The 12,917-nt window shown below is 56.6% G+C and carries 7 protein-coding genes, 1 tRNA gene and 2 pseudogenes; 7 read left to right on the forward strand and 3 right to left on the reverse strand.

Going from position 1 to position 12,917, the window contains the following annotated elements; translation table 11 throughout:
* The first annotated feature begins 94 nt into the window (after nucleotides 1–94).
* Nucleotides 95–1,249, forward strand: coding sequence for a BamA/TamA family outer membrane protein (locus LC354_RS22710; RefSeq protein WP_223428160.1), 1,155 nt, complete (start codon nucleotides 95–97; stop codon nucleotides 1,247–1,249).
* Between the two features lie 328 nt (nucleotides 1,250–1,577).
* Here the strand turns inward: LC354_RS22710 and LC354_RS22715 are convergent, their stop codons facing one another.
* Nucleotides 1,578–2,879: an ATP-binding protein gene (locus tag LC354_RS22715; RefSeq protein ID WP_223428168.1), complete on the reverse strand. Its 1,302-nt coding sequence runs from the start codon at nucleotides 2,877–2,879 to the stop codon at nucleotides 1,578–1,580.
* 45 nt (nucleotides 2,880–2,924) lie between these two features.
* Here LC354_RS22715 and LC354_RS22720 point away from each other — a divergent pair, with 45 nt between their 5' ends.
* The 3 genes from LC354_RS22720 to LC354_RS22730 all read left to right on the forward strand — a co-directional run bounded on the left by LC354_RS22720 (nucleotide 2,925) and on the right by LC354_RS22730 (nucleotide 5,135).
* Complete coding sequence (locus tag LC354_RS22720; protein WP_223428170.1) at nucleotides 2,925–3,836, forward strand: MBL fold metallo-hydrolase; 912 nt, start codon at nucleotides 2,925–2,927, stop codon at nucleotides 3,834–3,836.
* Between the two features lie 79 nt (nucleotides 3,837–3,915).
* Nucleotides 3,916–3,990 (forward strand) — tRNA-Asn (locus tag LC354_RS22725).
* Between the two features lie 254 nt (nucleotides 3,991–4,244).
* Nucleotides 4,245–5,135, forward strand: a complete 891-nt coding sequence (locus tag LC354_RS22730) for a hypothetical protein (RefSeq protein WP_223428171.1) — start codon at nucleotides 4,245–4,247, stop codon at nucleotides 5,133–5,135.
* A gap of 63 nt (nucleotides 5,136–5,198) precedes the next feature.
* On the opposite strand, the gene dgt is transcribed toward LC354_RS22730, so the two are convergent.
* On the reverse strand, nucleotides 5,199–6,548 hold the full coding sequence (gene dgt, locus LC354_RS22735) for a dGTP triphosphohydrolase (RefSeq protein ID WP_223428180.1): 1,350 nt from the start codon (nucleotides 6,546–6,548) through the stop codon (nucleotides 5,199–5,201).
* A 392-nt stretch (nucleotides 6,549–6,940) separates the two neighbouring features.
* On the opposite strand from dgt, the pseudogene LC354_RS22740 reads away from it, so the two are divergent.
* The 3 genes and pseudogenes from LC354_RS22740 to LC354_RS22750 all read left to right on the forward strand — a co-directional run.
* Nucleotides 6,941–8,291: pseudogene (locus tag LC354_RS22740) on the forward strand (IS1380 family transposase).
* Nucleotides 8,292–8,450: 159 nt separating this feature from the next.
* Nucleotides 8,451–9,239, forward strand: coding sequence for a sulfotransferase family protein (locus LC354_RS22745; RefSeq protein ID WP_223428182.1), 789 nt, complete (start codon nucleotides 8,451–8,453; stop codon nucleotides 9,237–9,239).
* 983 nt (nucleotides 9,240–10,222) lie between these two features.
* Nucleotides 10,223–10,432, forward strand: a pseudogene (locus LC354_RS22750) (transposase); the annotation flags it as partial.
* Between the two features lie 209 nt (nucleotides 10,433–10,641).
* On the opposite strand, the gene LC354_RS22755 reads toward LC354_RS22750, so the two are convergent.
* Nucleotides 10,642–11,997, reverse strand: coding sequence for an IS1380 family transposase (locus LC354_RS22755; RefSeq protein ID WP_223428186.1), 1,356 nt, complete (start codon nucleotides 11,995–11,997; stop codon nucleotides 10,642–10,644).
* Nucleotides 11,998–12,917 lie beyond the last annotated feature (920 nt).

Genomic DNA, 12,917 nt, shown 5'->3' on the forward strand with positions numbered 1-12,917 from the left:
ACATCACGCAATTTCCTGTCGATGATCAAACTGGCATCCGTCAGGCTGTGGATCGAGTTTTATGAGTCCGCTGCCTAAAACAGAGATACAGAGCATGACGGCTTCGCGCGCAAGACAGTTTTTGTCCGGAAACAAAGCGGCGTGTCTTGCCGTTGGGTTTTCCGCACTTTTGGCGATCGTCTTGGTGGGGCAACCTGTGCTGGCGCAATCTTCCGTTCTCAGGGGACAATTGCGGGATCTGCCCGAGCAAGCCGAAGAGGCATACGGATTTCGGGAAGGATCTTTTATCGTTGCGCCAATACCGTTCCAGAACCCGACTTTGGGCACTGGTTTGACGCTGGGTGCAGGATATCTGTTCAAGGCTGACGAGGGATCCAACACTTCCACCCTGGGCTTTGGCGGGCTCAAAACGTCCAATGGAAGCAAGGCCTACGCACTTGGCGCGAACGTTTCCCTCTCCAACAACAAATGGCGATTTCTCGCTTTGGCCGGCAAGGCGGACATCAACTACGATCTGTTTCTGGGGGATGCAGAAATCCCTGTGCAGCAAGACGGAGAATTCTACCGGCTTGGTGTTTTCTATGGCGTTGCACCAAATCTGTCTTTCGGGGTTGCCGGACAAGCGTTGAACACAACGCTGAAACTGGATGGCGCCGGGGGCCTGCCAGATGGACTGATCCCAAATCCCGGGCTCTCAACCTATCAATTGGATTTGGTTGCGGACTGGGACCGCAGGAACGACAATATATATCCAACCTCCGGATCACATTTGGTGGTTACCCTTTCGCAAGCCGAGGCCAGGTATGAAGGCGGTCGTGATGATCGCTTTGGCAAGGCCAAGGCCCTTTACGACATTTATTTTCCGGTTGGACAGGCCGACGTGATTGCAGGCAGGCTGGCGGCCTGTGGTGCTGGAATGGACGCCCCGTTTTTTGAAAAATGCGCTTTGGGGGCTGTCGACAATTTCCGCGGCTTCCCCGCAACCGAGTATATCGGCACACGGCTTGTGTCTGCGCAGGCCGAGTATCGGGGGCGCATAAACAAGTGGCTTGGATATGTCGCTTTCGCCGGTGTTGGCGCGGTTTCCGGTCTTTATGATAACACTCTGAATTCCTCGCTGAGAGTCGCGGGGGGCGTTGGCACACGGATCCGGTTGTCACAAAAACAAAAACTGGACTATGCCATCGACGTGGCCTTCAACAACCAAAGTGACACGATACTCTACATTTCAATCGGGCAGCGCTTCTGAGAGGCGGGCACCGGCTTAAAAATGTGACTGCTTCGTGGAACAGTTCGCGCGGCGCGCTTTTTGCGCGCTCCATAGTACATGATCCTTCCGGACCATTCCGCACGTTTGAACCCGTAGGCATCAACGTCCGATAAGGACCAAAGCCGCGTACATGATTCTGACCATAGCAAGACGGCACCGTATCCGGATCATCCTCGACATCCAGAACGATCTTGTGCCGTGCGCGTGCAGGAGACCCCGATCAGGCGGCCGCATCCAGAGCTGGACGCAGAGACAGAATTGTGAATCCCCGTGATCTTCATGTCGGCCCAACTCCACGTTGTCAGCCTCAACGGGCAATCACGATGTCCGCACGCAGCCCCCCCAGCCGTTCACTCCGCCCCAACCGCAACGCCCCACCGTGCGCTCGTGCAATATCCGCAGTGATCGCCAGACCCAGCCCAACCCCAGAACCCTTGTCCTGGTTGCGGGCCAGATCAAGGCGCACAAAAGCGCGCTGTGCATCCCCGCGTTGCTCCTTGGGAATACCCGGACCATCGTCTTCGACACGAAACCGTAGCGACTTTTCAGTAATGGTCACTGAAACTTCGGCGCGGTTGCCATAGCGCACCGCATTGCTGACAAGGTTATCCAGCGCACGCCGGGTTGCGATGGGGCGCAGCATCGCCGTTCCGCTGCCCTCGACCGTGTACAGCGTCACCGGCTGCCCGGCACGCTTGGCGTCCTTGACCAGCAAACGCGCAAGCTCTGCCGGATCGATGTCTTCGGGTTCTCCTTCGCTCTCGCCCGCCGCAAAACTCAGAAAGGCGTCGATCATTTGCTGCATTTCGGTAACGTCCTGTTCCAGCGGGATGCGATCTTCATCGTCGAGCATGGACAATGCCAGCTTCATGCGGGTCAAAGGCGTGCGCAAATCATGGCTGACACCGGACAACATCAATGTGCGCGTCTCGATCTGACGTTCGATCCGGTTGCGCATATCCACAAAAGCCGTTCCAGCCGCGCGCATTTCCGCAGCACCGGCCGGGGTATATGGCATGTGCCGCCCACGTCCAAAGGCCGTCGCCGCCCGCGCAAGACGTTTGATCGGGCGCAATTGGTTGCGTAGATAGATAAAGGCAATCCCCGTCACCAGAATGCTAAAAAACACCATATTGACGAGCAATTGGTGCGGATTGGTGGCCGAGATCCGGCGACGATCAAATATAACCTCCACCGGACCGCGTGGATCGTCCACGATCAACCGCACGATATCATTGTTGTAAAGATCGTAGACTTCGATTTGTGGCAGTTTTTCACTCAGGTAATCGACAACGACCACACCTGCAAAATCATACCAGAGGCGTGTGTTCGGCTCTTCCAGCGCGGAAGGATCAACAACCGTCACACTCATTTCCAGAGCCCCGGCAACGTAGGGCAAATTGGCTTCATCCGCCGCCAAGACCATTTCCAGTTCGCGAATGACCGTGTCGGACATCTGTTTGGTAACGCCTTCGAAATGGCGCTGCACAAAGATCACCGACACCACGATCTGCACCACTACCACCGGCAGCAGCAGGCTCAGGGCAGCACGGCCATAAATCCCGCGCGGAGCACGGGGAAAATACTGTTTGAGCCAGGCAAACGACATGAGATAGAGCCTAGCGATGCCCATCAGAATGCGAAAGGCCAGACCGTGCAAGCTCCAGACGATTTCAACCCCATTGTCGGAATGGCAGAGGTTCTGACTGCAAATGTACGGCGCATCGTGGCACCCAACCCCTCGCCCATGACCTACCGCGGCACCAATACATATCTGGTGGGTACGCAGGACCTGGCCGTGATCGACCCCGGACCTTTGGATATAAGCCACCTCGAGGCGATCCTGGCGGCCTGCGACGCAACTCAACGGATCACGCATATCATGGTCAGTCATACCCATCTGGATCACTCACCCCTGGCAAAACCGCTGTCAGAGCGCACCGGCGCGCCTGTCTGGGCCTTTGGAACGGCGCAGTCCGGCCGCAGCCAGATCATGGACACTCTGGCGGCTTCCGGCCTGACCGATGGCGGCGAAGGTATCGACCATGCATTCGTACCCGATCATGTGCTGCAAGATGGCCAATCCCTGGAGGGTGACGATTGGCGGTTGGAAGCAATTCATACGCCTGGTCACCTGGGCAATCATATATGCATGGCACTGGGCGATCTGTGCTTTACGGCGGACCACGTGATGGGGTGGGCAAGTTCGCTCGTCTCGCCACCAGACGGCGACCTCACGGATTTCATGGCGTCTTGCGCGCGGTTACAGGAACGGGACTGGCGCAGATTTTTCCCCGGCCACGGTGCGACGATCGACGCGCCGCATGCTCGCCTCGAATGGCTGATCCGGCACCGCAAAAGCCGCGAAACCGCCATTCTCGACGCGCTCGGCACAACACCCGCAACGGCGAGAACGCTGACCCAGGCGGTGTACACGGACACCCCCACCGCGCTGCTGCCCGCAGCCGAGCGAAACGTGCTCGCGCACCTCATTGATTTAATGAATAAATCCAAAATCAAAGCGCTTGGCCCGCTGAATTCAGACGCCAGATTTTCGCGGCTTTGACAGCGAAGCAATTTTTCGGTTCGCAAGGCGCAATCCCTCTGGACGACACAAAATACCCTTGCTATACGGCGCAAACCGTTCCGGCGTAGCTCAGCGGTAGAGCAGTTGACTGTTAATCAATTGGTCGTAGGTTCGATCCCTACCGCCGGAGCCAATTCTCTTATTTTTCTCAATAAAATAAGAGGTTTGGGTAAAAGCCCAATTTCCTACGGGCCTACCTGCGGGCCATTCCGAAAACGGTAGGTGCGTCCGGATCGGCAGCGCGTCGCTCTCAACCTGCGCCTCGAATTCGTCCTCCGGGACGTTGGCGACGCGGGTGGCGGTCTTGGCCTGACGGGGTGACATGCCAGCCTCGCGGGCAGCGTTTCCCCGGCTGCCGGGGCCGCCTCCGGCCCCAGCACTTGCATCGTGCTGGTTTTTCGCAGGCTGTATCTGCCGGAGCAGTTCGCCGGATCGGCGGACGGCGCGCGCCCTAATCCGGGCGGCCATCTTGAGCATCGTTTCGTCCTCGGCCTGCTTCGCATAGCTGGCGAGGGCGGCGGCCTCCGCGTCCCGCATCTGGCGGGCTTCGTGAAGGTCTTTCGGGGGCAGGACTTCGGAGCCGCCCACCTTTTCCGGGTCGGAAAAGCTGCGCTCGCCGTTGCGCCTGATTTCTCCCCGCTCCTGCGCGGCGTCGTATTCCTCGGCCAGCCGCATTTCGGCGCGATCCACCATGTCGTTGACTGCGCGATCCACAATGCCGGGGTCAGCGGCTTCCGCGTCGCGCATCTGGCGGGCTTCGTGCAGGTCTTTGCGCGGAATGATCTCTTCCACCTTCATGTTCCCGTCGGAAACATGAGCGCCCTGCTTGCTGATTTCGCCCCGCTCCTGCGCAGCGTCGTATTCCTCGGCCAGCCGCATTTCGGCGCGGGCGCGGATCGAAAGGGCATGTGCCTGCGCGCGGTGAAGGCCAAGATCGGCGGTGGTGGGCTTCCTAACCTCGTCGGCATCGCCAACGGGGTCGGCGGCGGTGGCGGGTCCGGAAAAGCCGTCGTCGCCTTCAACGGCTTTTCCGCGCTGACCGTTCGCGCGAACCTCCCCCCCACTCCTGCGCGGCTGGGAAGCCCACTGGCGGGCGGTTCCGGTATTTGGGCTGTTGGGCCGCCTAGCGGGCCTTATGCCCGCCAGCGGCCCGCACATCGCGCGAGAGGCCAAAAGAGAACGAAAGTGGGTTTTCAAAATCCTGAAAAACGCGGATATGCTGGGCGGCTGCGGCCCCGCCGAAAGGTCTTGCAAGACACGGTCCCTACGAAATCCTAACTGTAGGCAAAAGACGGGCGAGACTATCGGCCGGTAGGTGGCGGCATTCTAGCGTAACGCCCATTATATGCCAGAAAGCATCCGTGAAATACGCAGCGCATACCGATCTGTCATGCCCGAAATGAAATCGGCCATGGCATGCAAGGCCTGCTCCGCACTCGTAATTCCTCGAAGATCAAGCAGCAGCGCTCGCGCCACCTGCTTTGAATGATCGTCTAAACTGTTCTGGTCCCATGTGTTAGCGGCAAGCTGCTCGTAAACGGGCAGGATACCTGATAGGACGTTGCTGATGATCTGATGGCCGGACACCTCCAACTCGGTCTTTCGCCGGGCAGTGAAGATCCTCTTATTGGAGAGACTTTTGATCTCCTCAAACTGCTTAGCCAGCTTCCCTGCCTCGACCAACGACTTAGAAAAGGTGCCTGTCATAATCGCACTATAGTTTGCCTTAAAGGCTTCAAGGCAGCTTTCAATTCCCTTTCCGATGCTCACGGCTCTTAAAAAGGCAATTTGCTCAGCCTCGCTCATGTTCGAGGTGTCCCGGTTGGGATTGCCAGCAAGATCAAAGAGCGCTTCACGCACAACATCAAACTGTAGTTCGCCGGTCGTAAAAGCGTCTTCAAGATCGACAATATTGTAGCAAATGTCGTCTGCTGCCTCGACCACGAACACCAAGGGGTGTCGATGCCACCAAGTATTCGACTGGACTTCAGCTTTTGTCAGGTTGAGCGTTTCAGCGACTTCTTCAAAAAGAGGAAGTTCAGAGTTGAAAATTCCAAATTTCTTTGCCCCGAAGTATCCATCTTTCTTGTAAGCCACGTCCGAAAGGCTCTTCTTGGTTTTGGCACTTAAGGGATACTTCATGAAGGCGCCAAGCACCGCCTTCGACAGTCGCATGCCGCCATTGTTGCGATACATTTCAGTTCTGGCGATGATACGAAACCCCTGCGCATTCCCTTCGAATGCGCAGAACTCTTCCTGCAAGGCCGGGTCAAGTTCTGCGAAGATGCCCTCGGGGTTTGCAAACTTCCCCGAGAACCATGCACCAATCGCGTTCTCGCCGGAATGTCCGAACGGCGGGTTGCCGATGTCATGTGCCGCGCAAGCAGCCTGAACGATACTGGCCAGACTGTTTTCTTCGCCCTTCTCGATGTTCTCTTCTTGAACCAGCCATTTTCCGATTGCTGTCGCCAGTGTTCGTCCGACGGCGCCGACTTCGATTGAATGGATCAGACGGTGGTGAACATGGTCATGTTCATAGAGCGGCTGCACTTGCGTTTTGTTGGCCAGGCGCCGAAAAGGCTCCGAGAAAACGATCCGGTCGTAGTCTTGTATAAAGATCGGCCTTTCCAGTTGTTCCGAATACTCGGGGTCGAGCAGCCGTTCATTTGACAGCAGGGTATTCCATTCCATCACAATAGTCCTTCGCTCATTCAAACCGGCCGCCGCTTCGTTATCCTAATGCTGGTTTGCGCACAAAAGAAACCGTTATGCACCACGCAACAAAGCTCGGCTGTCCGCGCTCTCAACCATCGGCTAAGATTTAAAGTAGATTGAATTGGCTTGGGAAAAAGCATCGGCCTGAACTCTTTTTCGAACCTCGCTCGGCCAAACTGAGAACTACCCTAACCGCTAGATCGGCCCATAAAAAGACACAAGTCTGGCTCTGGAACCTTTTGCTGAAACTGCCAGTGCGTTAGCGTTCTTTCAACCCGCATTCCCCAAGTAACTGGAGGATTTCATCCCGCTGATGACCAGTAACGTGTTATATTTCAGCATGTTATGGAGATGTGAGGTGGTGGATCATGGATCACCTAGAGGGTGCAAGGGAAACGGGTGATGTTCGGCTCGGATTTGATCGGCGGGTGCGTCTGGAATTTCATGGCTCGAAGATCAGTTCCGACGGTGGTCTGTTGCTGTTCAGGGAATTTGACGAAGTGCTTGGCCTGCACGACATTGCTGGTGGGTTTTTGAGAGACCCGCGGACGGGTCACAATCGTCTGCATTCCCTGGTTGGCCTGCTGCGCCAGTCTGTCTTCGGTCGGCTGGCCGGATACGAGGATGTGAACGACGCCGACCGTCTGTCGCTCGATCCGGTGATGCGCCAGATCGTTGGAGGTCGTGCCGTCGATGCCAAGGCTGCGTCCGCAAGCCAGATGGGTCGGTTCGAGACCGATGTGCTGGCGAAGGCCGATAACCGCGCAGCGATGGCTGATTTGTCTGGGAAGTGGATCGACAAGGTTCATGCGTCTGCCCCACCCAAATGGATCACGCTGGACATGGACAGTTCAGTCAGCCCGACCCATGGCGCGCAGGAGGGCACGGCCTGGAACTGTCACTTCGGCTGCATGTGCTATCACCCGCTATTCGTCTTCAACCAGGTCGGCCACCTCGAACGCTGTGCCTTGCGCCCTGGCAATGTTCATAGCGCCGACGGATGGGAAGCGGTACTTGAAACCAGTCATTGCGCGATACGCAGACCGTCATCTGATGCGGTTCTTCCGGGCCGGTGCCGCCTTCGCCATTCCGGACCTTTACGAGCTGCTCGAAGCCGAGGGTTATTTCTACGCCATCCGTCTACGTGCCAATCGTGTCCTTCAGGGCAAGGTTGCCCATCTGCTTAAGCGCCGGGTCGGTCGTCCGCCGAACAACGTTCGTCGCCTATTCGGTGACTTCGAGTATCAGGCGGCGTCCTGGGACAAACCAAGACGGGTCATCGCAAAGGTGGAATGGCATCCCGGCGAGTTGTTCCCGCGCGTCGGCTTTGTTGTCACCAACCTGCCAATGAAACCAGACTGGATCATCCTCTTCTACAATCAGCGAGGCACCGCCGAGCAGCACATCAAAGAGGGCAAGCAGGCGATCAACTGGACGCGCCTGTCCTGCAAGGGCATGGCGCAGAACGAGGTGCGGCTCCAGCTTCATGCACTTGCTTACAATCTCGGCGTCTTCCTGCAGGGCGTTGATCTACCCGAAGAGATAGCCGATTGGTCGCTGACCAGCCTTCAGACCCGGCTCATCAAGATTGGCGCAAGGGTCGTGCGTCACGCCCGTGCAATCACCTTCCAGCTTGCTGAGGTCGCGGTTCGCGGCGACCTATTCCGCTGCATTATGGCGGCCATTCATCGCTTGCGCGCTCCTCCGGTTCCCGCATGAGGATGTCAGCTATAAAACCTGAACGAAAGTGGCTCGGTTGGTCTGTCCAATCGGGTGTCGAACGGAGCAAAATCCGGGTCGGCCCTGTCGCCGGGACCATAAATCCCATTCAGCTCGTGCATCGGATGCCCGAACCGCGGTCCAGCGTGGCCAAGAGGCTTGATCCGTCCGCAGAACGGCGGCAACATAAGATTGACGGCGTTCTACTTGGGGAATGTCGGTTGGGAGATATCGGAAGAAATGGACGAACGAATTTTACTCTTTCTGCACCCACCCAAGACCGGCGGGTCAAGTTTAATTAAAAATATTTATGATCAATATGCCTCGCCGAACTCTGGAACACTTCCTGACCAGCTTTACCATGATGGCGTTTTGTATTATCCTGGAGAAGGTTTCTTTGTCGACGCGTGCTCAGAAATTCCAGAATCAGTTTTTGAGGTCTTGAAAAGAGATGATTTAAAATGTGTCGTGGGTCACTTTTGCTATGGCATTCATAGAATTATTCCGCGCGTTACAACGTATGCCACAATCCTTCGTCACCCGCTGGACCGCGTGTCGTCGCTTTACAGACACCTTTATAAGGATCGCTCCCTATCGATCCGCCAATTTGTCGAAAAAGAGCCTTGGCCCGGTGTTGACAATGACCAAACGCGCCGTATTGCTGGAGGCATTCACTTGACGGGAAGCTGCACTGACGAGACTCTTGAAGTTGCCAAAGAGAATCTTACGAAGAGATTTGAAGTTGTTGGCACAACAGAGAACATGGCTGTTACCCTAGAATCTTTTCGGAAGACGTATCGTTGGAAAAACGAAGTGTATTCATATTTATCCGGCCATGATCCTGATGGTGATCAGTTTGAGCTCGATGACATATCAAAAGAGATAATCATGAAAAAAAACGAATTTGACGAACGCCTTTACTCTTTTGCCATAAGTAGTCGGTCCTGAACATCACGCAGCGAGGGCCTTCAGGTCGCATTGAGAACTGTCGGCACCGCCTTTCGCCCCGAGGATCGCCATCAGGACCACCAGGATTTCGGCTCAAAGTATAAGCTGGCAAAGGCATTTCTGCGATGGTCACGTGATCATAGCGCATCTGATTTGAGCGAGGCAGAACGAGAACAGTGGATAAAGCTCATCACAGGGGTCAATAGCGCCTTAAAGTAAACTAAGCGCGCTTACGGAAATTCTAATCTGATTTATGTTTTGGCAACAACGGCGGCAAAGTTTGAAAATTTATCTTTGGCACATCTTTCAAAGACTCGATGACACCGACAAACTTAGGAACAGTAGTGTCCACGCCTTCACTAGAAATTCTGTTTCGGGAGGATGCATCATCAAGTTGTATTGAGAGTGATAGCACCATTTCAAAAATAGGCTTCCACAATGCTGACTAAAGCTACGTGTTTAACAGCACGAGCGCCGTTGCTGCCGTGGTATCTGGACGCCCCGCGAATGGTCCAAAAAGCTGGATCGTTGAGCATACTGAGCAGGCTTACGGTGACTGGGAGGCTGCGCAACTACAAGCTGTTGATCAGGAAGGCTAGTGTTCTACGCCCGACTTAAACTTCCCATCCTGCATCGGGTTCAGAACATAGGCTAAGTGGTCGCTGCCTTATCAGCCTTGGGGGCCGACCCAATCAAGTGTTAGACTAGAAACGCCTTGATCAAAGAAGCCTTAAAACGGTTGATCCAAAGGCCCGACCTATGGGACCTCTCGTGCGTGGTATCGTAGGTCAGTTAGGGAGTGTATGCATACGGATGTTTAAACATGAGAACCGCAACTGGGTCGAATTTCGCAGGCTACCTTGTCTGCGCGAAGTCGATTATCACCCAGTTTATGGAGACGACGAGTTTGCGGACCTAGACTATTACGGTCAAATAATCCAAGCCTGTTAAACGACCATAGAAAAAACCAATACCTATTCAGACTCAATCTCCTGATAGACAGCACCGGCATCAAAGCGGAGGGCGAAGGTGAGTGGAACGCGCGCAAGCATGGCGGGCCCAAGCGCCGCCTCTGGCGCAAGTTACACATAGGAATTGACGAAGAAACGCCGGAAGTGCGGGCCGTGGAGGTCACGACCAGCAATGTCGGTGACGCACCGATGCTGACGGAGTTACTCGATCCGACATCCCCCAAGTGGCATGCCGGTCGTCGTCAAGGTCGCCTGATCAGGCGCGTAGATCAAGCATTTTGCGGTCCTTGAGGCGCGCATCGCTGCGGAGGCAGCTGGAACTGTGCGGATCAAGCTGCGAATCCGCCTCATCCTGGCCTGGCGCCCCCGTTTTTCAGCGCGACGGGCAGACCTGTCCTGCTGCTTTCGTCCCGTTTGGTTCTGGGTCGCGATCACGCGCATGACGGCGGCGCTCGCAAGCGTTGGATCGCGGCAAGGATGGCGCGCACCATCGGGCCGGTCACCGCGACCTCGGCAAGTTGAAACGTGATGGCTCGGGCATGGCGCACGACCCGAGCGCCGATCTTGATCAGCTTGAGCTGCAAGCTGGTCAACGACCAGTCGGCCATTTCCTCGGGTAGCTCGATGCAGCGCAGGAAGGTGGCCAGGTTGTAGGCCAGCGCGTGCAGTTGCAGCCGCACTTCGTTGTCGCGGAACCGCTTGCACGATAGGCGCGTCCAGTGGAAGGCATATTTGCCCTCTTTGATGTGCTGCTCGGCGGTGCCACGTCGATTGTAGAAACGTGTGACCTCGTCCGGCTCCATGGGCAGGTTGGTCACGATGAAGCCGATCTTTGGAAACAGCTCGCCCGGATGCCATTCGATCTTGGCGACGACACGGCGCGGCCTGTCCCAGGATGCGGCCTGATACTGGAAGTCTTCGTAGAACCGCTTCACTTTGGTCTTTGAAGGCCGCCCCACAGGCCGGGTCAACCGGTGAGCGATGCAGCCTTCCAAAACTGCGTTCTTCTTCATCCGGATGGCATAGAAATAGCCCGCCTCTTCGAGCCGCTCATAGAGTGCCGGGATCGCGTAGGCGGCATCCGCCCGAAAGAAGCGGCCCCCAATGTTGCGACCAGCATAGCGGGCGATGACCGGATCGAGGACGTCTCGCCAACCGTCGGCACTGTGGACATTTCCATTGCGCAGCGCGCAGCGTTCCAGCATGCCGAACTGGTTGAACAGGAAGTTCGGGTGATAGCAGGTGCACTCGAAGTGCCCATTCCAGGCGGACCCTTCCTGATCGCCATGGGTGGGACTCACGGAACTGTCCATGTCCAGCACGATATACTTCAGCCCGTTGCGGTCATGGAACCGGTCGATCCATTGCCCGTTCAGATCGGCCAGCGCCGCCCGGTTCTCCGGCATGGCCAGCGTCTCGGTCTCGAACCGCCCCATCTGCGAGGCCGAGGCTGCCTGCGCATCGACGGCACGGCCACCGACAACTTGGCGCATGACGGGATCAAGAGCCAGTCGGTTGGCGTCGTTAACGTCCTCGTAACCCGCAAGCCGACCATAGACCGATTGTCGAAAAAGCCCGTCAATCCGGTGAACGATGTTCGTGCCACGGCGGCCGTCATTGAGCGCACCCGACGCAAGATCAGACAGCCCGAGCACGTCATCGAACTCGCGCATCACCAGAAGGCCGCCGTCTGAACTGAGCTGTGTGCCGCGAAATTCCAACCGCACCCGGCGGTCGAAATCCACACAATCTGCCCGCTGCGCGCCCGCACCCTCTGGGTGAACCATAATCCGCCACCTTCAGCCCGATTAACATGCTGAAATATAACACGTTACTGGCAATCGGAGGTGCGAAAACGTCAAGCTACTTGGGAAATGCGGGTTACGAAAAGATTGAGAAATGGAAGTCGCGCACACTTGATGCCCTTAAGCAAACACAAGCGGATGGCATACATTGGGTTTTGTTCAGGCACGGGCATAGCACTTCCCGGCAGGGCGCACAGACCGCTCGCTCCGTTGTCCGCGGGATCATGCGTTCCAAGGAGGCTACCCCTTACATCGTCCGTCGGGAGTGCATTCAGCAGCCCTCAGTATTTTTGGCCGCGATCCGCCCAATGACCTAAAGCCGCAGATCGCGTGGAGGTCTTGCGCCCGAATGACGGCGGTCATGTGCTTGGCGACTGGCGGGAATGGTGCGGCGATCGCCAGTGGTTGGAAGTCGTCTAGGAACGCGAGCACTTCCGACAGCAACGCTTGCGAGTGGCAGAGACGGCATGCCCATAAGAGGCCCTGAGCAGGCCGCCAATGGGTGTCTCACCAATTCGCGCCGACAACGGAGGCCCCCTAAATTTGCGGCACCGCCTGCCAGCGGGCCGCACATAGCCGCAGAGGTGCATTTGAAAACCAAACCGGGTTTGCGATTTCGAGAAAAACGCGGCAGTCCCGGGCGGCGGCGACCCCGCTACAAACCCGCCCGTGGAGCGGCCCCTACTTGTTTCGGCCTAGCGCACGGTCGCAGCTGGGCCATTCCGCGGTAGCGGCATGTGCGTCAACGGTCAGCATCACAACGATCCAGCCTTGGGCAAGTGTTGCAAATCGCGGTTAAGACTTATCGTAATCAAGCGGGCCGCATTGGCGTTGCGGCCCATGAGCGCGATCTGCACCATTTCCGCCTTGGCCTTTGCGTCCATCCATGTCGCAGAGGTCAG

The sequence above is a fragment of the Tateyamaria pelophila genome (assembly GCF_019966495.1).
In the GTDB taxonomy this organism is placed as follows: Bacteria; Pseudomonadota; Alphaproteobacteria; order Rhodobacterales; family Rhodobacteraceae; genus Tateyamaria; species Tateyamaria pelophila.